Source organism: Ruegeria sp. AA6 (assembly GCF_056542865.1).
Genome location: NZ_JBQGAN010000004.1, coordinates 230,611 through 248,932 on the forward strand (window position 1 = coordinate 230,611; position 18,322 = coordinate 248,932).

Here is an 18,322-nt window from a genome sequence, read left to right on the forward strand (position 1 = left end):
AGACATGATCCAGGCTGATCTGACTATAATCCTGCCGGAAATTGTTCTGGCCGTGTATGCGATGGCCGCTTTGATCGGTGCTGTCTATACAACGAAAGACGCGTTGGCGCCGGTTCTGGTGTGGGCGACGGCTGGTCTGATGGCGCTGCTGGCGATTTGGATTGCCACCAATGGTGACGGTGTGAATGTCGCGTTCAACGGGATGTTTGTGGACGACGGTTTTTCGCGATTTGCCAAAGTTGCAATTTTGCTGTCCGCCGCCGCTGTGCTGGTGATGAGCCAGGAATACATGGCACGTCGCGATCTGCTCCGTTTCGAATACCCGTTGCTGGTAGCACTGGCCGCCGTGGGTATGATGATGATGGTCAGCGCGGGTGACCTGATGTCCTTGTATATGGGCTTGGAGCTTCAGTCGCTGTCGCTATATGTCGTGGCTGCCCTGCGCCGGGACAGCGCGAAATCGACCGAAGCTGGTTTGAAGTACTTCGTGCTGGGTGCGCTCAGTTCGGGTCTGCTGCTGTACGGCGCGTCTTTGGTCTATGGCTTTACCGGGACCACGCTGTTTTCAGGCATAATCCAGACAGTGCATCATGGCGACGTCTCGGTTGGCCTGCTATTCGGTCTGATCTTCCTGATCTCGGGTCTGGCTTTCAAGGTCTCGGCTGTGCCCTTCCACATGTGGACCCCCGACGTGTACGAGGGCTCGCCCACGCCAATCACCGCCTTCTTTGCCACGGCGCCGAAAGTGGCAGCTATGGCCCTATTCGCCCGTCTTCTGCATGATGCGTTTGGCGGCGTGATCAAGGACTGGCAGCAGGTGATCGTTCTGCTTTCGGTTCTGTCGATGCTGCTGGGTGCCGTCGCCGCGATCGGCCAGCGTGACATCAAGCGACTGATGGCGTTTTCGTCGATTGCCCATATGGGCTATGCATTGATTGGTCTGGCGGCGGGTACGGAAATGGGCATCAAGGCGATGCTGATGTATCTGGCAATTTACGTGACCATGAATATCGGCACTTTTGCTTTCATCCTAATGATGGAGCGCGACGGCAAGCCCGTCACCGATATCGACGCGCTGCGCCAGTATTCCAAGCGTGACCCCGGCAAGGCGCTGGCGGTTCTGATCCTGATGTTCTCGCTTGCGGGCGTGCCACCGATGCTGGGCTTTTTTGCCAAGTTCGGCGTCTGGCAGGCAGGTATTGGTGCCGGGTTGACAGGTCTGGTGATCGTTTCGGCCATCGCCTCGGTGATCGGTGCGTTCTACTATCTGCGGATCGTGTTCTACATGTATTTCGGAGCTGAAAACGAGGACCCGATCGAGACCCATTCCACTCCAGTTCTGTGGGTCGCCTTGATGGGATCTGCCGCACTGATGTTGGTCGGCGTGTTCTATCAGTTCGGCATCGAGGGCGCGGCGGCAGCTGCGGCGGCAACGCTTGTTAACTGACGTGTCTGACATTCAATCGCAGGAGGCTCGGTTGGCAGACCGGGCCTTTTTGCCATGACCGACTGGCCCCAGGGATATGGTCTGCACATTGTGCAGGAGGTTGACAGCACCTTGAACGAGGCCGCGCGCCTTGCTCCGACTGCGCCGGGTCCGGTTTGGATCATGGCGCATCACCAGACAGCTGCTCGAGGACGGCGGGGACGTACCTGGGCCAACCCCAAGGGCAATCTGGCCGCGACATTGTTGATGCGGCCACAGGGCAATCCGGAACAGGCCGCCCTGCGCAGCTTCGTGGCGGCATTGGCACTGTTCGATGCCTGCGTCGCGGTGACTGGACGTGCGGCTGGGCTATCGCTGAAATGGCCGAATGACGTGCTGCTGAACGGAGGCAAGTTGGCGGGCATCCTTTTGGAAAGCACCGGACAGGGGCAGGGGCTGTCTCACTTGGCTATTGGTATCGGAGTAAACCTGTCCGAAGCGCCACCTACCTATGCAGTTGAGCAAAGCGCAGTGCGGCCGGTCTCGTTGCTGTCGGAGACCGGCTCTGCTGTCCTGCCCGAAGATTTTTTGACCGAGCTGGCCGCTTCCTATGCGCGATATGAGACCCAGTTTGTGACCTATGGGTTCGAACCGATCCGAACGGCTTGGCTGGCCCGTGCGGCAAGGTTGGGCGAGGTTATTACCGCCCGAACCTCAACGTCCGAAACTGTGGGAACATTTGAAACAGTGGACGCAAATGGCAACCTTGTCCTAAAGACTTCCAAGGGCCGCGTCAGCATTCCCGCGGCCGATGTGTATTTCTGAAGGAGGCTCAGATGCTTCTGGCTATCGACTGCGGCAACACCAACACCGTTTTCTCGATTTGGGATGGTGAGCAGTTTCTGTGCACCTTGCGAACCTCGACCCACCATTCCCGTACTGCGGACGCGTATTTCACATGGTATTCGACTCTGGTGAAACATTACGGGATCGAGGCGGATATCACTGATGTTGTGATCGCTTCGACCGTGCCGCGCGTCGTGTTCAATCTGCGCATCTTTGCTGACCGGTTCTTTGGATGTCGTCCACTGGTGGTTGGCAAACCGGAATGCCTCTTGCCCGTGGCGCCGCGTGTCGACGAAGGCACCGTTCCCGGTCCCGATCGCCTGGCAAACGCGGTGGGCGCGTTTGACCGTCACGGCGGAGACGTTGTTGTCGTTGATTTCGGGACAGCCACGAATTTCGACGTGGTGGCCTCGGACGGGGCATATGTCGGCGGCATCATTGCACCCGGCGTGAACCTGAGCCTTGAGGCGTTGCATCAGGGGGCGGCAGCTTTGCCGCATATCGACATCACCCGACCGGAAAAAGTGATTGGCACAAATACGGTTGGCTGCATTCAATCCGGCGTGTATTGGGGCTATTCCGGCTTGATCGAGGGGCTGATTGCCCGGATCAAATCGGAATACGGAATGCCGATGAAAGTCGTTGGAACCGGTGGGCTCGCACCCTTGTTCGATCAGGCCGACGTGGGGTTCGATGCAATCGAAGACGATCTGACGATGCACGGCCTGACCGTGATCCATCGCTATAACAAGGATAATGGCTCAACATGAGCAGTGAACGACTGATCTATCTGCCGCTGGGTGGTGCCGGCGAAATTGGGATGAACGCATATGTCTATGGCTACGGAAAACCGGGGCAGGAGCGTCTGATCCTTGTCGATCTGGGTGTGACCTTTCCAGATATGGACACAACGCCCGGCGTTGATTTGATCCATGCCGATATTTCTTGGTTGCAAGAGCGGGCTGACCGTTTGGACGCCATCTTCGTAACCCACGCCCATGAAGACCACGTGGGTGCCGTGGCGCATTGTTTTGAAGCGCTGGGTGCGCCGATCTACGCGCGGGCCTTCACCGCCAATATCGCGCGCCGCAAGATGGAAGAGCATGGGCACCCCGAGGACGCAGTTCGAACGGTTTCAGCCTGGCCCGAGCAGGTCCAGGTTGGTCCCTTCGCGATTGGGTTTCTACCGGTCTCGCACTCAATCCCGGAAAGCGCAGGGCTGGTGATTGATACGCCCGCGGGACGTACCGTACACACCGGCGATTTTAAACTCGACGCTGACCCCATAGTGGGGGAACCCTTTGATCCCGATCTGTGGGCTGAGGTTGCCAAACCCGGCGTCAAGGCTTTGGTCTGTGACAGCACCAACGTGTTTTCACCCCATGCCGGTCGTTCGGAATCAGAGCTGGGGCCCGAAATCACTAAGCTGGTCCAAAATGCCCAAGGCATGGTCGTGGCGACCACCTTTGCGTCAAATGTGGCACGGGTGAAGACGCTGGCCGAAGCCGGCCAACGTGCTGGGCGCTCGGTCGTGCTGTTGGGACGTGCCATGCGGCGGATGATCGAGGCCGCGACCGAAACGGGTATTCTCGCGGAATTTCCCAAAGTCATCAGCGCAGAAGAGGCTGTGGACCTGCCGCGCCAGAACCTGATGCTGATCGTGACTGGCAGTCAGGGCGAGCGCCGCGCCGCCAGTGCGCAACTCGCGCGAGGTAAGTATCGCGGGATCGAACTGAAAGAGGGCGATCTGTTCCTGTTTTCCTCAAAAACCATCCCCGGAAATGAGCGTGGCGTGATTTTCATCATGAACCAGCTCAGCGAAAAGGGCGTGGATGTGGTGGACGACAGTTCGGGCCTGTACCATGTGTCCGGGCATGCCAACCGCCCTGATCTTGAGAAAGTACATGCCCTGATCAACCCTCAGTCGATCGTTCCGATGCATGGTGAACACCGGCACTTGCGGGAACACGTCAAACTGGCCGAGGCAGGTGGGCGTACAGGTATTCTGGCAGTTAACGGTACGATGCTGGACCTGACGGGTGATACGCCGCAGGTCGTGGATTACATCGAAACCGGCCGTACTTATCTTGACGGCACCGTCAAGGTTGGTGCCCTGGACGGAATTGTGCGCGACCGCATTCGCATGGCGCTGAATGGGCACGTGACGGTCACGGTGATTCTGGACGAAAAAGACGAGCCGTTGGGTGAGCCGTGGTGTGATACGATGGGCTTGCCCGAGATCGGAACCTCAAAGGCGGCGCTGGTTGAGGTGTTGGAAGAGGACCTGAACCAGTTCCTGATGCGGGCCGAGGCCAAGACCCTGCGCGACGATGACAAGCTTGAAGAAGCCATGCGCCGCATCGTACGTCAGACGGCTAAGGCCGAGATCGGCAAAAAACCTGAGGTGACCACGGTAATCAGCCGGATGAAGTGAGGCCTAGTCCGCGTCAGGCATCGGATACCCCTTGATTTGCAGGAACAGGCTTTGCTCCTCAGTATGCAGGTAGAGGGGTACATTCTCAGGCGGTTCAGGATCAGATACCCGGGCCGCCACTTCGGCCAGAACGACTTCTGTGATGAATGGCAGGTCCAACTCTCGGGCGCGGTCCAGCGGCACCCATTGCAAGTGGGACAACTCATCCGATGCGCGGCTGAAATCGTCCAGATCACCTGCTATCGCGCTGGCATCGACCAGAAAAAACCTCGCATCAAACCGTCGCGGGCGACCTGGTGGTGTCACTGCGCGGAACACGAACTGCAGCGCATTTGCAGCAGGACGGAAGCCTGAATTTGCGTAGTCTTGCCAATCCTCTGGGATTTCTCCGCTCCAGCGGCCCGGTTCGCCCAGTATCAGCCCAGTCTCTTCCCACAGCTCTCGGATCGCAGCTGCGGCCAGCGCGTTTTGCAAGCCCGGTTCGGACTTTTCGTTCAGTCGGGTGCTGCATAATTCGGGCAGAGACGACGCAAGAGGTATCGCACTGTCCCCCGAGTCCACAGCGCCTCCGGGAAACACAAATTTGTTGGGCATGAAAACGGCTTTTGCGCCCCGCTGACCCATTAGGATCGACGGCTCGGTCAACCGGTTCCGTAGAACGATGACCGTCGCCGCATCCCGAATTGCCGTTTTGTCTTCGCTCATGTGCGATGTGATCCCTTGACCCGGATCACTGCGCTTTTTCAAACCCGTGCATTCGACGCGCCCATTGATAGGCGACAACAGCCCCTTTCAGACGAGGCAGCAAGAACAGCGACAGCGCCGTGCAGCCGATTGCAAAGATCAGGAACATGGTCAGCGGCTCGGGCCGGAACTCCACATAGGTTACGTGCAGGGCAGGGGCCAAAAGGTGGCCGACGAGCAGGATGGTCAGGTAGGCCGGGCCGTCATCTGCCCGATGGTGAAACAACTCTTGCCCACAACTGTCACAGCTGTCTTTGACCTTCAGATAGCCCTGCAGAACCTTGCCCTCGCCACATTTTGGGCAGCGGCAACGGAAGCCTTTGACCAAAGCGGGCCACGTTGGGCGGTCATTCTCGGACGTTGTGTCGATCGTCTGATCTGTCATTTTGAAACTCGCGCGTTCGTTTGGACGGGATAATGCGCTTGTTTGACCGTCCAGAAAAGGGGGGTGCGTCTCTTTGTGGCGACGGATGTTAGTTAGGGGCGCAAAACTTTTTTGCAATATTTGCGACGGAACCCGCGCGGCCTTTCGTTTGAACCAATGTGAGCAGCGGCGATGAGGCCGCAAAACAAAGGGAAAACGATATGAAAAGCGCCAAATTCATTCCGGTCATTCTTGTTTCGGCCGTTGCAATCACGGGAACGTCTGTTCTGGCAGCCGGGCCAAAAGATCGCGAACCAGTGAGCTTTCAGGAACTGGACGCCAACGGCGACGGTCAGTTGACCCAGGAAGAAATGGAGGCCCATCGCGCACAGCGATTCTTGAAGGCCGACACCGATGGCGACGGAAAGTTGAGCGTTGAGGAAATGCAGGCCGCCGCGCAGCAAAAGGCCAATGACCGCATCACCAAGATGTTCGACAAGCACGACGCAAATCAGGACGGCTATCTAAGCGACGACGAGTTGCCCAAGCCGCGCCGCGCTGGCAAGATGTTTAACCGTATCGACGCGGACAACAGCGGGACGATCTCGGAGCAGGAATATAGCGATGCGAAAGAGCGGATGGGCCGGAAGCATAAAAGGCACGGTAAGGCGGACTCTGACGACAGCTGATGAAGGATGGAGGATCTGACCTCCCCATTACAGGACGTTCGCGGCGCAGATTGTGCCGCGAGCGAGTCGGATGACGCGTTGTTGCGCAAGTTCGCGGCAGGTGACGCTTCGGCGGCGCGTGTTCTGACAGATCGGTTGGGTCCACGGTGCTTCTCGGTCGCTTTGCGGATGCTGGGAAACCGGGCCGAAGCCGAGGACGTGACCCAGGACGCCATGATGCGGCTGTGGCAGATGGCGCCGAAATGGGTGCCGGGGCAGGCCAAAGTGTCCACTTGGCTGTATCGCGTTACGTTGAACCTGTGCGTGGATGTGCAGCGCAAAAAGCGGCCCGACCGTCTGGATGATGTGCCTGAGCCTGAGGACGGAGACCTCAGCGCGGCAGATCGGCTGCAGGAGGCTGCGCGCCAGGACGCCTTACAGGTGGCGTTGTCGCAATTGCCAGATCGCCAGAGGCAGGCGGTTGTCTTGCGGCATGTCGAGGAATTGCCCAACCCCGAGATTGCCGGGATCATGGGCGTTTCAACAGAAGCGGTGGAAAGCCTAACGGCGCGCGGTAAACGCGCCTTGGCGGCGATATTGGCCGGTCGGAAAGAGGAACTGGGGTACGATGATGTCTGAAGATGATAAGGAACTGGATCAGTTGTTTGCGCAAGCCCGGCAAACCCGACCTGTGCTGCCCGATGATCTGGCCGTGCGTATTCTGACGGATGCCGAGACCGTGCGCCTTGAAGGTTTGCAACCTTCGGCGCCGAAGCGGTCCATCTGGGGGCGCGTATTGGAGGGCATTGGAGGGTGGCAGAGCATGGGCGGGTTGGTCGCAGCCAGCGCCGCAGGTGTTTGGATCGGGTTTGCGGCCCCTGACTTTCTGCCTGACCCGGCGACGATACTTTATCCGCAGGACACCAGCTTTGCAGTTGCTGACCTTGGCCTGGACACGACATTTCTGGAGGACACTGAATGAGCGATAATGCCAAGCCCAAAAGACGTTGGGTGACGGTGCTTCTGGCCGTCTCACTCGGGCTGAACCTGCTAGTCGCCGGGGTCGCCTTGGGCACGGTCTACCGGGTCAAAGGTGGGGATCATGGCAAGGCACCGCCGGGATTCGGGCCGGCGTTGTATCGCGCCCTGCCTAAAGAAGATCGCAAAGCTCTGCGCGGGGAACTGTCCGAACGGCATGTCAGGGGGGCTAAATTGCGGTCTCGGGACTTTGCGGACCTAGAGGCAGCCTTGCGCGCCGACCCTTTTGATCCGGTCGCTGTTCAGGTTTTGTTGCAGCAACAGGCGCAGTCGATGGCCGAACTGCAGAGCGCGCTGCAGGAAAGATGGCTCGCGCGGATTTCCGCGATGACAGATGCTGAGCGCCACACCTATGCCGACCGGCTACAAGAGGTAGTAAAACGCAAGTCACATGGGCGCAAACACAAAGAATAGTTCATTCAGGCCGCGCTTTGATGGACCTGATCCCGCCCGGCAGTTTTTGCGGCATACAGTGCAGTGTCGGCCGATTTGATCAGCCTTTCGATGTGCGCGGGCTGAATTAATTGCGATTGCTCTTCGGGTTGGGTGGCTATCAACCCGATGCTGACGGTGACTGCGATCGAATCTAAAGTGTCTGGAAAGTTGAACGGGTTTTTTCGGATACAGTCGCACAGACCCCGGGCCAGTTTCATTGCTTTGGCTTGGGTCGTGTTGGAAAGCCCGATCATGAATTCCTCGCCCCCGATCCGAGCGACAAAGCCAGCCGAACCTACAATTTGCGCCATACGCCTAGCAGCTTCGATCAGCACACAATCCCCGGCCGAGTGGCCAAACGTGTCATTGATCGATTTGAAGTGGTCTAGGTCCGCCAGCATCACGGCCATTCCTTGCCCTGACTGTGCTGATTGGTGAGCCATTTGATCCATGGCCCTCATCGCATAACGACGATTGTGCAGCCCAGTCAGCGGGTCGACGCAGGAATCGACCACCCCGCGCCGCAGTGAGGCACGCATTTGGTCCTTCCGGGTCTTGTGTGCAATTTGGTTTTCCAAGCGGAGAAGCGTTTCTTCGGGACAAAATCCTTCCATACAAACTGCGTCCGCGCCACGATCCAGTGCTTCTGACGCCAATTTGGGATCGCCGTTCTCCAGAACTCCGATCAACACCGTGTGCCGCGTAATCCCGCGTGATTTCAGATCCGCCAACAGATTCAGCGCTGACGGACAAGAGCCGATCTCAAACAGGATGGCATCCGGCGCCGGTCCTGACAGTATCCCCTGTAGGTTCGACGGAGTATGTGTCGACAGGTTGTGCCGGGTGCGTTTCGATAAAGCGGCTTGCCACAAAGCCCCGGTGCGAGGCGATTGCGTCAGAATGGCTATGCAGGCGGGCTTGAGTGGTCTTATCAGCGCGACCGCTGGTTCTGCAAAGCCCATGGGATGGGATGCACTGCCAACTTGCAGGTCCTGCGTCTCGACCCGTGCGCGCAACAGGCTTCGTACCCGAGCCAGTAGGAAAGTATCCTTGAACGGGTATGTCAGAACATCATCCAGCCCTTCGGACAACGCCTTTAATCGTGCCGCCTTGTCGTTTTGCGCAGCGATGGCAACAACGGGAACGTCGACTAGGTCCGGGTCGGCCATGACCAATCGTTTAACATCCGCTGCAGTGCCATCTGGCAAAGTCTGAGAGGTCAGTACCAGATCAGGTTTACTGCGTCGCAAAAGCCCGGCTAAACCCTGAAGCCGTTCGCCTTGTACGACGTGATACCACGCCGCGGTCAGTTGAACCTTCAGCATGATGCGATTGGTTGAGGTCCCGTCGAGGACAAGGATGGTTCCTTGCGCGGACATATCATTCACCATTGATTGCATGCGTTGCCAAAGTGTTTATGAGTCTGGTTAACAAACCCTTTCCAAGATCTGATCCGGGGTCACTTTATGTCAATCTCTGCCCAATCTGCCGAAACACTGGCATTGAATGTTCTGGGTTGGCTGGTCGGCAACGAGGAGTTGCTACCAGTTTTTCTTGGCTCTACCGGCGCGTCGGCGCAGGATCTGCGGGACCGGGCGGCCGAGCCTGAATTCCTTGGCTCTGTGTTGGAATTTCTGATGCTTGACGATTCGTGGGTGATGGCATTCTGCGACGCGAGTTCTGTGCCCTATGATCTTCCCGCTCAGGCCCGTGCGATGTTGTCCGGCGGCGCTGACGTTCACTGGACCTGAATAGAAACCTTGCAGGAGCATACAATGCCCATCGACGCGATCCTTTTTGACAAGGACGGAACCCTGTTTGACTTCGCAAACACCTGGGGCGCTTTCGGGCGCAACATGGTGCTGCGGCTTGCCGATGGCGATCATGCTCGCGCGGCTGAGTTGGGCCGGATTATCGGGTTTGACCTTAAATCGGCCACATATTCCGAGGACAGCATCGTCGTTGCGGCAACGGTCGAGGAAATAGCCGAACTGCTTGCCCGGCACATTGCCGATATGACGAAAGAAGAGCTGGTCGAAGTTCTGAATGCAGAAGCGGCCGCAGCGCCGCAGGCTCAGGCCATTCCGTTGGTGCCATTTCTTGAAGGGTTGCGGCAGGCGGGGTTCAAGCTGGGTGTGGCAACCAATGACAGCGAGGCACCGGCGCTGCAACACCTTGCTTCGGTCGGCATTCACGAACATTTCGATTTTGTCGCCGGGTATGACAGTGGTCACGGGTTTAAACCAGGGCCCGGTCAGTTGCTGGCATTTGCCACTCATGTCGGGGTTGCGCCAGAGAACGTGGCTATGGTCGGGGACAGCCTGCACGATCTGCAGGCCGGGCGCGCCGCCGGGATGACCACCATTGGCGTCCTTACGGGGATCGCCGGGGCCGAAGCACTTGCACCGATGGCGGATGTTGTGCTGCCGGATATCGGACACATACCCGGCTGGTTGGCAAAAAACTGATCCAGCCCGGACCAATTTCGGCGCTTCGGGATAAAAAACCGACAAAACCTGTCGCAGACAGAGCGGCCAGACATCCACCTTCGGGGCTTGCTTAGATTAAAGCAAGCTCTGGAGGATCACATGGCTGACACAAAAACGCGCAGACGTCGTGGGGGTGGACGGGCTGGGGCCGCCGAACGCCGAGGCACCGCGGTGATCGACCAGATGCCCTTTAACCCTCCGATCAACATCGACCGCCCGACCGAGCCACTGGATCAGGAGGGGATTGAGGCAATCCACGAAGGGGCTATGCGCATCCTCGAAGAGATCGGGATCGAATTCTACAATGAAGAAGCCAAGGGCATTCTGCGCGAAGCAGGATGCACAGTCGACGGCGACAACGTCCGCATGGGCCGGGACTTTGTCATGGAGATGATCGGCAAGGCACCGTCCAAATTTACCATCACGCCGCGAAATCCTGACCACACAATTGAGATCGGCGGCAAAACCTTGGTTTTCGGCAACGTGTCTTCTCCGCCGAATTATTGGGATATGGAGATCGGTACCAAGGTTCCGGGAAACCGGGACATGTGCCGCAACCTGTTGAAACTGACGCAGTATTTCAACTGCATCCACTTCGCAGGAGGCTATCCTGTCGAGCCGGTGGACATCCATGCCAGCGTCCGACATCTGGATGTGCTCTATGACAAGCTGACCCTGACGGACAAAGCGATGCACGCGTATTGCCTCGGCAAGGAGCGGGTTGAAGATGTGATGGAGATGGTTCGTATCGCCGGCGGTCTGACTCATGAAGAATTTGAGGCTACGCCGCGGATGTATTCCAACATCAACTCGACCTCACCGTTGAAACACGACCACCCGATGATTGACGGGTGTTTGCGTCTGGCGCGACGGGGGCAGGCGATCGTGGTAACACCGTTCACGTTGGCCGGTGCAATGGCGCCCGTGACGATGGCCGGGGCAGTCGCGCAATCTCTGGCCGAGGCTTTGTGTGCCATTGCCCTGTTCCAATACGTGCGTCCGGGGATTCCTTGTGTGATCGGCACGTTCACTTCGAATGTGGACATGAAATCCGGGGCACCTGCTTTTGGGACACCAGAGTATATGCGTTCAACGCAGATGACCGGACAGATGGCGCGGTTTTACAACCTGCCCATGCGCTCTTCTGGTGTGTGCGCCGCGAATGTGCCCGATGGGCAATCGGTTTGGGAGACATCAAACTCGCTCTGGGCAGCCGTCCAGTCGGGGACTAACATGGTCTATCACGCGGCTGGCTGGCTGGAAGGCGGCCTGATCGCAAGCCCCGAAAAGTTCATTATGGACTGTGAGATATTGCAGCAAATTCAGCGCTATATGCAGCCCGAGATTACGGCGACCGGTCCCGATGAAATCGCGTTGGATGCAATCCGCGCGGTGGGCAACGATGGCCATTTCTTTGGCATTCAGCACACGCAGGACCGATATACGACAGCGTTTTATCAACCCTTCCTCAGTGACTGGAAGAATTTTGAAGGTTGGAATGTGGCAGGTGGCATTTGGACAGCGGAACGTGCGCACCACATGTTCAAAGAGATCATCACCAGCTTTGAGGCCCCATCGATGGATGAAGGAATTCGGGAAGAACTGGCCGACTTTGTCGCCCGTCGTAAGGCCGAAGGTGGGGCGCCAACGGATTTTTAGTTTGTCGCCAAGGGTTTCCAATCTGAAACTTGTTCGGATTGACCGCATATCACAGGATATCTTGGGGTTTTGTTAAGGAATCTCAGGGCAGATTGAGGATAAATCAATCTGGGGTATCTGATGCATGGTCTGATCAATCGGGCGGTACAGTCATTTGTATGCGCGACTTACGGGCAGGCATGCTGGATGCGTGTGACCGAGGCGGCAGAACTCGGCTTTGCCGAGTTTGAAGCGATGCTTGTCTACGACGACGACATGACAACGCGGGTATTGGATGCGCTGTGCGTCGACCTTGAGCGTCCGCGCGCAGAAATTCTTGAAGATTTGGGAACATATCTGGTCTCACACCCCAATATGGAAGACTTACGCCGATTGTTGCGGTTCGGTGGCGTAACTTATGTGGAGTTTCTGCATTCCTTGGATGACTTGTCCGACAGGGTAAGGCTGGCCGTTTCTGATCTATGTTTGCCGACCTTGGAACTTATCGAGGTTACCCCAACTGAGTATCAGTTGATTTGCCATCCGGGTCTGCCCGGTTATTCCAGCGTGATGGTCGGAGTATTGCGTGCCATGGCCGATGATTATGGTGCGTTGGCAATGCTTTCCCATGACGGGCAGGACGGCGAGGCCGAAGTGATTTCTGTGACGCTCGTAGAAAGCGCCTTTGCCGAAGGGCGTCATTTCGATCTTGGGGCACGGAAATCATGATGGATACCTGTGATCTGGCGCGACTGCTGGAAACGCTTTGCCCGATGTACGTTTTGGTGGATGAAGCTGGCCGAATAATGCGTGTGGGCCCGACCTTGCAGAAACTGCGTCCTGATCAACCGATGGCAGGCAAAGAATTTCTGGAGGTGTTTGATCTGGTCCGTCCACGCGCTGTTACGACCCTGTCGGCGCTGATGTCATTGGCCGGAGCCAAATTGCATCTGAAGCTGCGGGACACACCGCGCACAGCGCTTAAGGGGCTGATTGCTCCGCTGCCGCAGGGAAAAGGGGCGGTCATCAACCTGTCATTTGGCATCTCGATTCTGGATGCGGTGCGTGACTATGCTTTGACTAGCGCGGATTTCTCGGGCACCGATCTGGCTATTGAATTGTTATATCTGGTCGAGGCCAAGTCCGCAGCGATGGAAGCATCGCGGTCGCTGAACCTGCGGCTGCAAGGTGCGATGCTTGCGGCTGAGAAGCAAGCCTTTACCGATATGCTCACCGGGTTGAAAAACCGGCGGGCGATGGACGTACTTCTGGGGCACTTGATTGCGGGAAGTTCGCCCTTTGCGCTGATGCACCTGGACTTGGATTTCTTTAAGTCGGTCAATGATCAATACGGGCACGCGGCCGGGGATTTCGTGTTGCAACAGGCCGCCAATATTATGGTTGAGGAGACTCGAAATGACGACACGGTGGCACGCATTGGCGGGGATGAGTTCGTAATTATTTTCAAAGGCCTTTCGGATGAAGGCGTTCTGACGGCAATTGCTGAACGCCTCATTGAGCGGCTGCAGCAGCCGATGGATTTCGAAGGCAACACCTGCCAGATTTCGGCCAGTATCGGAACCGCATTGTCCACACAGTTTACGTCTCCAAAAGCCGCCGAAATACTGAATGCCGCTGATCTGGCGCTGTATGAGGCGAAAAGGAAGGGCCGATCTCGGCACTTTTTTTATTCGACGCTTGCGGGCCTTGGCCAGGGTGGTGCGGCTTCCGGTGTGACTTTGGATTAGCTCTGCGCCAAAGTCTCGACAGCGCAGTCAAAACGTACTGGCCAGGATCGCAGCTATATGTTGTTTGATCCGGGGCAACTCTCCGACAACAGGCATGACCTGCCCCTTGAAGGCAGCCGCACCCAGCTCTTGTGGAACGTCCTCCAATACATGACCGCCCGTGCAGGCAAAGTAGGGAAGACACAGCGCCTGAGGCGACACACCCGACGCGGCCTCGGCGATGGAGGGAGGTTCTTCGACAAAGCCGGGGCGGATAGATTGGAAAGTGATCTGTTGTTCCAATTCAGCGGCAAAGGCCCGTGCAACCGCAGACGGATTGCGACTGCGGCCAGAGCCGTGTGCGGCCAAAACCAGATCCGTCTCTTCCGGAGCCCATTGGTTTTCGCGCAACCTGTCGCGCAGCGCTTTGGCGACTAAAACGGGCAATTCAGGGTCAACGCCCAGCGGATCGAGAATTCGTAGGTCTCGTCCGGCAAGACGTTTGGGTAGGGCACTGGTTACAAACCACCCCTTGGCCATGAAAAGCGGGTAAATTACGTCAGAATCCGACAGCTGGGATATACGCTGTTCGAACATACCCGGCGCCGCAAGCGTAGCCGATAGTACTGTCACGCCATCGCACAACGCGTCCACCTGCGCGGCATAAGCGGTGAGGGTCTGTTCGGCTGGCTCAGGATCCGACGGTTGACCATGGGCAACGATGAGGGCGTGGGGCATTTGAATAGTCCTGTCTGGCTCTCCGATAGGTGTTTCCCACAGCGTTAATGTCAATCCACACTGTACTGATTTCAGCCCAAAAGATTCAGCCAGAACCAGACCGATAGAATCGAAGCTGCTGTGCCAATCAGAACTGATGATGCTGCGACGCGTTTGGCACGGCCATATATGCTGGCAAAGATATAAGCGTTGAAACCGGGTGCCATCGCGGCTGTCAGTACGCCCGAGCGGAGCAAATCCTGCGGTAGCCCTGCCGATGAGCCGAACAACCACATGAGGCCGGGGTGTAGCAACAATGAGATGCTGCAAACATAGGTAATTGCGCGCAGGTCGCCCTCGGGTTTGTATTTGAGCAATACGCCGCCCAGGGCGAATAAAGCGCCGGGAAGGGCGGCCTGGGTTATTAATCCAAGTGCGTCGTCCACGACCATCGGCACCCTGATGCCAGACAAATTGACGATAAACCCAAGTGCGATGCCAAGGATCAGCGCGTTGCGGAACATTGCGGTCAGTACCGCGCGGGCCATATGCCTGCCGCCATTGCTGCGGTGCCGTACCACCTCCATCACGGTGATACCGATGCAATAGCAAAACGGGGCGTGGAAAGCGATGATCGCGTAATTGCCGGCTAGGTTCGCGGGGCCATACGCTCGTTCGGTAATCGGCAAGCCCAGCAGAACCGAGTTTGAAAACAGGCAACAAAATCCAATGGCTATACAATCTTCCCACTCGCGTCGAAAGATTAAGCGGGCACCGAAAAGACCGGCTGTAAAACACAACGACGCGGCGCCGTAAAAGCTGAACAGCAGTCGGGGGTCGAAGCTGGTGGTCAGGTCCAGATGGGCAATGGCCAGAAACAGCAGGCAAGGGATTGCAAAGCCTTGGGTGAACTTCATCAATCCGTCGATGTGGATTTCCTTGAAATACCCAAAATATGTGGCGGCGTAACCAGCTCCGATCACGAGGAAAACAGGCAGGATGACGTCGATCAGGCTTTGCAGCATCTTGCCACCCGCGGTGATCGCGCAGCTCGCATCACCCGCGCCCTAAAGAGCTTGATGGATCACCATACCATCGTAGGCAGGTGTGATATGATCAGCGGTCTCGGCCTCGACCGTGGCATAGTCGAGGTCAATATGCATGTTGGTCAGCACCGCGCGTTTAGGCTTTAGTTGATCGATCCAGCCCAGCGTTTTTTCCAAGTGCGCGTGGGTAGGGTGCGGGGACCGCCGCAGCGCGTCGATGACCAGACAGTCCAGCCCTTCCATCATCTTCCAGGCGTCGTCGTAGAATTCTGCCACATCTGGAAGGTAGACCAAATTGCCCATCCGGAATCCAAGAGAGTCGATCGAGCCGTGATTGACCTTAAAGGGGTGCAGCGGGATCGGTCCACCAGGGCCGTTGACCTCAAACGGGCCATCGATGGACTTCAGGTCCAAAATCGGCGGGTAGGGCGAACCTTCGGGCTGGATAAAGGCATAACCGAACCGACCAAGCAGCGCGTTCTGGGTATCGCCGTCGGCCCAAACCGGTACGCGCTCTTTCATGTTGAACACGATCATGCGCAGGTCGTCGATGCCATGGACATGGTCGGCGTGCGAATGGGTATAGACGACGCCATCCAGCCGTCCGGTTCCGGTGCTCAGCAGTTGGCTTCGCATATCCGGGGTGGTGTCGATCAAGACAGAGGTGGTGCCTTCGGGTCCGTCACGCTCAATCAGCATCGAGCAACGACGGCGGATGTTGCGCGGGTTTTGCGGATCGCAGTCGCCCCAATGTCCGCCCAACCGGGGGACGCCGCCGGACGAGCCGCAGCCAAGGATGGTGCAGCGCAATTCAGTCATGCAGCCGCCTTATAAATCGCCGCCTTGGTGAACAGCCGATCGAAATTGGCCTGTGTCTGGGCTGCGAAATCAGCGTACTCCATGCCGAAAACCTCGGCCCCTTTGCGGGCGGTGTGGGCGGTATAAGCCGGTTCGTTACGTTTGCCGCGATAGGGCGGTGGGGCAAGGTACGGCGCGTCAGTTTCCACCAGAACGCGATCAACTGGCGCGGCAGCGAAGATATCACGCAATTCCTGGCTTTTGGGGAAAGCGGCGATGCCGGACATGGACAGGTAGAACCCCAGCTCCAGCGCCGCTTTGGCCAGTTTCGCTGAGGACGAAAAGCAGTGCATGACACAGGAATAGGGCGCGTTGCGATGTTCCTCGGACAGAACACGGGCCATATCTTCATCCGCGGCGCGGGCGTGGATGATCAGCGGCAGGCCAGTGCGTTGCGCGGCCTCGATGTGGATGCGCAGCGATTGCTTCTGCACGTCGGCGCTGTTGGCGGTGTAGTGATAGTCCAGACCGCTTTCGCCAATACCTACGAACTTGGGGTGCTGCGCCAGCTTGACCAGCTCGTCGACGCTTGCCATCGGTTCATCTGCCGCGCTCATCGGATGCGTGCCTGCGGCGTAGAAGACGGGCGCGTGAGCTTCGGCAATGGCGCGAACGCTGGGTTCGTTGCGCAGCCGCGTACAGATCGTGACCATGCGGGTCACGCCAGCCTCGGCGGCGTTGGCGATGATCTGGTCCAGCTGCCCTTCAAAATCGGGGAAGTCCAGATGGCAATGGCTGTCGGTGATCTGGGGGGTGTTGCTCATCTGCTCTGACCGGCGGTTTCCTGTATCTTGAACACCGTATCTAGGACCAGAGCGGCAGGGTCAAGGTTCACGGCCTGACCATGACGCGCCCGCGCCGTGATTGTCGCAGCGATCTCAGCCCATTGGCGCGCCTGTTGTGGTGACGCGGACAAGCGGGCTAGCGTTTCCGCCTCATTCGGGGCGGCCTCGGGAATAGGTGACGCGCCCGTCGCGCCAGTTAGCGCAAGGCGGGATAGGGCGACGTCAATCAAAGTGAGCAGCAATTCGAACCGCTCGGCTGCTCCGCGCTGTGCGGCGGCCTCGGCCAGAGCAAGTGCGCGTTGCCGATCCATTCGAGGCAGGGTGCCCAGAATAGCGATCAGTTCGGCATAAATCTCTAACCCGCCGAGATTTATCAGCCGCACCGCGTCGCCAACGGACCCGGCGGCCAGTGCGGCAAGGTGGTCGGTCTGCGCGGGCAATTCCGCGCCCGTTTGCGTCAGAGCCGCCTGCATATCCTTGGCCCCCAAGGGCGACAGGCGCAGGGTCCGGCAGCGGGACCGTATCGTCGGCAAAAGCCGTGAAGGTTGGTGCGAGACCAGCAGTAGCGTTGTGCGCGCAGGCGGTTCCTCGAGCATTTTTAGCAGGGCATTGGCCGCGCTGACATTCATTTCATCAGCCGAGTCCACGATCACAACTCGCCGCCCGCCATCGGCCGAGGACAGGCCGAAGAATTTCCCAAGCTTGCGGATGTCGTCGACCACGATTTCGTTGCGCAACCGTCCCTGATCGTTCACGGATCTTGTGATTGCGGCAAGGCCGGGTTCCGCACCCGCCAGAATACGGTGGGCGACGGGATGGTCGGGGTCGATCTCTAACGCCTCAGGCGGTGGAGGTGCGCCGAACAGCCCATCCTCCTCGACCGGAGGAGTTGCCAACAGAAACCGCGCGATCCGCCACGCCAGCGTTGCTTTGCCCACCCCACGCGGGCCGGTCAAAAGCCAGCCGTGATGCAGTCGGTCCGAGGTGTAGGCGCTTAGGAACGCCTGCTCGGCCTCTGCCTGCCCAAACAGGTTCTGGGTTTCGCGCGGGTGTGGCGCTCCGGAGGCCTGATCCGGGGATGGGGTGTCGTCGGTCATCAATCGCCTG

21 protein-coding genes are annotated in these 18,322 nt (G+C 58.0%); 13 read left to right on the top strand and 8 right to left on the bottom strand.

The window, feature by feature from the left end; all coding sequences use genetic code 11:
- Positions 1-4 precede the first annotated feature (4 nt).
- Genes nuoN through ACR0LN_RS08425 form a run of 4 tightly spaced genes read left to right on the top strand, consistent with a single transcriptional unit; the run spans position 5 to position 4,706 of the window.
- The gene (gene nuoN, locus ACR0LN_RS08410; RefSeq protein WP_480429019.1) at positions 5-1,447 is read left to right on the top strand and encodes an NADH-quinone oxidoreductase subunit NuoN; all 1,443 of its coding nucleotides are present in this window, start codon (positions 5-7) and stop codon (positions 1,445-1,447) included.
- Between the two features lie 54 nt (positions 1,448-1,501).
- Complete coding sequence (locus ACR0LN_RS08415; protein WP_480429020.1) at positions 1,502-2,251, top strand: biotin--[acetyl-CoA-carboxylase] ligase; 750 nt, start codon at positions 1,502-1,504, stop codon at positions 2,249-2,251.
- 11 nt (positions 2,252-2,262) lie between these two features.
- Positions 2,263-3,042, top strand: a complete 780-nt coding sequence (locus ACR0LN_RS08420; protein ID WP_480429021.1) for a type III pantothenate kinase — start codon at positions 2,263-2,265, stop codon at positions 3,040-3,042.
- Entirely contained in the window at positions 3,039-4,706 is a 1,668-nt protein-coding gene (locus ACR0LN_RS08425) for a ribonuclease J (protein ID WP_480429022.1), read from the top strand. The genes ACR0LN_RS08420 and ACR0LN_RS08425 overlap by 4 nt, the downstream gene beginning before the upstream one ends.
- 3 nt (positions 4,707-4,709) lie before the next feature.
- On the opposite strand, the gene ACR0LN_RS08430 is transcribed toward ACR0LN_RS08425, so the two are convergent.
- Positions 4,710-5,411 carry an NUDIX hydrolase gene (locus ACR0LN_RS08430; RefSeq protein ID WP_480429023.1) on the bottom strand — a complete coding sequence of 234 codons (702 nt, stop codon included), beginning with the start codon at positions 5,409-5,411 and terminating at the stop codon, positions 4,710-4,712.
- Between the two features lie 25 nt (positions 5,412-5,436).
- Positions 5,437-5,835: a DUF983 domain-containing protein gene (locus ACR0LN_RS08435; RefSeq protein WP_480429024.1), complete on the bottom strand. Its 399-nt coding sequence runs from the start codon at positions 5,833-5,835 to the stop codon at positions 5,437-5,439.
- 200 nt (positions 5,836-6,035) lie between these two features.
- On the opposite strand from ACR0LN_RS08435, the gene ACR0LN_RS08440 reads away from it, so the two are divergent.
- Genes ACR0LN_RS08440 through ACR0LN_RS08455 form a run of 4 tightly spaced genes read left to right on the top strand, consistent with a single transcriptional unit; the run spans position 6,036 to position 7,934 of the window.
- Positions 6,036-6,503, top strand: a complete 468-nt coding sequence (locus ACR0LN_RS08440) for an EF-hand domain-containing protein (protein ID WP_480429026.1) — start codon at positions 6,036-6,038, stop codon at positions 6,501-6,503.
- 6 nt (positions 6,504-6,509) lie between these two features.
- Entirely contained in the window at positions 6,510-7,121 is a 612-nt protein-coding gene (locus ACR0LN_RS08445) for an RNA polymerase sigma factor (RefSeq protein WP_480429027.1), read from the top strand.
- On the top strand, positions 7,114-7,464 hold the full coding sequence (locus ACR0LN_RS08450) for a hypothetical protein (protein ID WP_480429028.1): 351 nt from the start codon (positions 7,114-7,116) through the stop codon (positions 7,462-7,464). The genes ACR0LN_RS08445 and ACR0LN_RS08450 overlap by 8 nt, the downstream gene beginning before the upstream one ends.
- Entirely contained in the window at positions 7,461-7,934 is a 474-nt protein-coding gene (locus ACR0LN_RS08455; protein WP_480429029.1) for a periplasmic heavy metal sensor, read from the top strand. Before ACR0LN_RS08450 ends, ACR0LN_RS08455 begins: the two co-directional genes overlap by 4 nt.
- Positions 7,935-7,939: 5 nt before the next feature.
- Here the strand turns inward: ACR0LN_RS08455 and ACR0LN_RS08460 are convergent, their stop codons facing one another.
- Positions 7,940-9,334 (bottom strand): diguanylate cyclase, encoded by a 1,395-nt coding sequence (locus ACR0LN_RS08460; protein WP_480429030.1) that lies wholly within the window; start codon positions 9,332-9,334, stop codon positions 7,940-7,942.
- Positions 9,335-9,421: 87 nt separating this feature from the next.
- On the opposite strand from ACR0LN_RS08460, the gene ACR0LN_RS08465 reads away from it, so the two are divergent.
- The 5 genes from ACR0LN_RS08465 to ACR0LN_RS08485 all read left to right on the top strand — a co-directional run bounded on the left by ACR0LN_RS08465 (position 9,422) and on the right by ACR0LN_RS08485 (position 13,830).
- The gene (locus ACR0LN_RS08465; RefSeq protein WP_480429031.1) at positions 9,422-9,706 is read left to right on the top strand and encodes a DUF3572 domain-containing protein; all 285 of its coding nucleotides are present in this window, start codon (positions 9,422-9,424) and stop codon (positions 9,704-9,706) included.
- 24 nt (positions 9,707-9,730) lie between these two features.
- Complete coding sequence (locus ACR0LN_RS08470) at positions 9,731-10,423, top strand: HAD family hydrolase (RefSeq protein WP_480429032.1); 693 nt, start codon at positions 9,731-9,733, stop codon at positions 10,421-10,423.
- Between the two features lie 120 nt (positions 10,424-10,543).
- Entirely contained in the window at positions 10,544-12,103 is a 1,560-nt protein-coding gene (locus ACR0LN_RS08475; RefSeq protein WP_480429033.1) for a trimethylamine methyltransferase family protein, read from the top strand.
- 120 nt (positions 12,104-12,223) lie between these two features.
- Entirely contained in the window at positions 12,224-12,811 is a 588-nt protein-coding gene (locus ACR0LN_RS08480) for a heme NO-binding domain-containing protein (RefSeq protein ID WP_480429034.1), read from the top strand.
- Positions 12,808-13,830 (top strand): GGDEF domain-containing protein, encoded by a 1,023-nt coding sequence (locus ACR0LN_RS08485; protein ID WP_480429035.1) that lies wholly within the window; start codon positions 12,808-12,810, stop codon positions 13,828-13,830. Before ACR0LN_RS08480 ends, ACR0LN_RS08485 begins: the two co-directional genes overlap by 4 nt.
- A 27-nt stretch (positions 13,831-13,857) precedes the next feature.
- Here ACR0LN_RS08485 and ACR0LN_RS08490 read toward each other — a convergent pair whose 3' ends face one another.
- The 5 genes from ACR0LN_RS08490 to ACR0LN_RS08510 form a co-directional block, all read right to left on the bottom strand.
- The gene (locus ACR0LN_RS08490) at positions 13,858-14,547 is read right to left on the bottom strand and encodes a CbiX/SirB N-terminal domain-containing protein (RefSeq protein WP_480429036.1); all 690 of its coding nucleotides are present in this window, start codon (positions 14,545-14,547) and stop codon (positions 13,858-13,860) included.
- A 71-nt stretch (positions 14,548-14,618) separates the two neighbouring features.
- On the bottom strand, positions 14,619-15,551 hold the full coding sequence (locus ACR0LN_RS08495) for an AEC family transporter (protein ID WP_480429037.1): 933 nt from the start codon (positions 15,549-15,551) through the stop codon (positions 14,619-14,621).
- 42 nt (positions 15,552-15,593) lie between these two features.
- A complete protein-coding gene (locus tag ACR0LN_RS08500; protein WP_480429038.1) occupies positions 15,594-16,391 on the bottom strand; it encodes an MBL fold metallo-hydrolase in 798 nt (265 codons plus the stop codon).
- Positions 16,388-17,194, bottom strand: coding sequence for a TatD family hydrolase (locus ACR0LN_RS08505; protein WP_480429039.1), 807 nt, complete (start codon positions 17,192-17,194; stop codon positions 16,388-16,390). The genes ACR0LN_RS08500 and ACR0LN_RS08505 overlap by 4 nt, the downstream gene beginning before the upstream one ends.
- Positions 17,191-18,312 carry a DNA polymerase III subunit delta' gene (locus ACR0LN_RS08510; protein WP_480429040.1) on the bottom strand — a complete coding sequence of 374 codons (1,122 nt, stop codon included), beginning with the start codon at positions 18,310-18,312 and terminating at the stop codon, positions 17,191-17,193. The genes ACR0LN_RS08505 and ACR0LN_RS08510 overlap by 4 nt, the downstream gene beginning before the upstream one ends.
- Between the last annotated feature and the right edge of the window lie 10 nt (positions 18,313-18,322).

Excerpts from the sequence above, each read along its gene's own strand:
- nuoN (WP_480429019.1), top strand. The coding sequence starts at position 5 with ATGATCCAGGCTGATCTGACTATAATCCTGCCGGAAATTGTTCTGGCC.
- ACR0LN_RS08415 (WP_480429020.1), top strand. The coding sequence starts at position 1,502 with ATGACCGACTGGCCCCAGGGATATGGTCTGCACATTGTGCAGGAGGTT.
- ACR0LN_RS08420 (WP_480429021.1), top strand. The coding sequence starts at position 2,263 with ATGCTTCTGGCTATCGACTGCGGCAACACCAACACCGTTTTCTCGATT.
- ACR0LN_RS08425 (WP_480429022.1), top strand. The coding sequence starts at position 3,039 with ATGAGCAGTGAACGACTGATCTATCTGCCGCTGGGTGGTGCCGGCGAA.
- ACR0LN_RS08430 (WP_480429023.1), bottom strand. The coding sequence starts at position 5,411 with ATGAGCGAAGACAAAACGGCAATTCGGGATGCGGCGACGGTCATCGTT.
- ACR0LN_RS08435 (WP_480429024.1), bottom strand. The coding sequence starts at position 5,835 with ATGACAGATCAGACGATCGACACAACGTCCGAGAATGACCGCCCAACG.
- ACR0LN_RS08440 (WP_480429026.1), top strand. The coding sequence starts at position 6,036 with ATGAAAAGCGCCAAATTCATTCCGGTCATTCTTGTTTCGGCCGTTGCA.
- ACR0LN_RS08445 (WP_480429027.1), top strand. The coding sequence starts at position 6,510 with ATGGAGGATCTGACCTCCCCATTACAGGACGTTCGCGGCGCAGATTGT.
- ACR0LN_RS08450 (WP_480429028.1), top strand. The coding sequence starts at position 7,114 with ATGTCTGAAGATGATAAGGAACTGGATCAGTTGTTTGCGCAAGCCCGG.
- ACR0LN_RS08455 (WP_480429029.1), top strand. The coding sequence starts at position 7,461 with ATGAGCGATAATGCCAAGCCCAAAAGACGTTGGGTGACGGTGCTTCTG.
- ACR0LN_RS08460 (WP_480429030.1), bottom strand. The coding sequence starts at position 9,334 with ATGTCCGCGCAAGGAACCATCCTTGTCCTCGACGGGACCTCAACCAAT.
- ACR0LN_RS08465 (WP_480429031.1), top strand. The coding sequence starts at position 9,422 with ATGTCAATCTCTGCCCAATCTGCCGAAACACTGGCATTGAATGTTCTG.
- ACR0LN_RS08470 (WP_480429032.1), top strand. The coding sequence starts at position 9,731 with ATGCCCATCGACGCGATCCTTTTTGACAAGGACGGAACCCTGTTTGAC.
- ACR0LN_RS08475 (WP_480429033.1), top strand. The coding sequence starts at position 10,544 with ATGGCTGACACAAAAACGCGCAGACGTCGTGGGGGTGGACGGGCTGGG.
- ACR0LN_RS08480 (WP_480429034.1), top strand. The coding sequence starts at position 12,224 with ATGCATGGTCTGATCAATCGGGCGGTACAGTCATTTGTATGCGCGACT.
- ACR0LN_RS08485 (WP_480429035.1), top strand. The coding sequence starts at position 12,808 with ATGATGGATACCTGTGATCTGGCGCGACTGCTGGAAACGCTTTGCCCG.
- ACR0LN_RS08490 (WP_480429036.1), bottom strand. The coding sequence starts at position 14,547 with ATGCCCCACGCCCTCATCGTTGCCCATGGTCAACCGTCGGATCCTGAG.
- ACR0LN_RS08495 (WP_480429037.1), bottom strand. The coding sequence starts at position 15,551 with ATGCTGCAAAGCCTGATCGACGTCATCCTGCCTGTTTTCCTCGTGATC.
- ACR0LN_RS08500 (WP_480429038.1), bottom strand. The coding sequence starts at position 16,391 with ATGACTGAATTGCGCTGCACCATCCTTGGCTGCGGCTCGTCCGGCGGC.
- ACR0LN_RS08505 (WP_480429039.1), bottom strand. The coding sequence starts at position 17,194 with ATGAGCAACACCCCCCAGATCACCGACAGCCATTGCCATCTGGACTTC.
- ACR0LN_RS08510 (WP_480429040.1), bottom strand. The coding sequence starts at position 18,312 with ATGACCGACGACACCCCATCCCCGGATCAGGCCTCCGGAGCGCCACAC.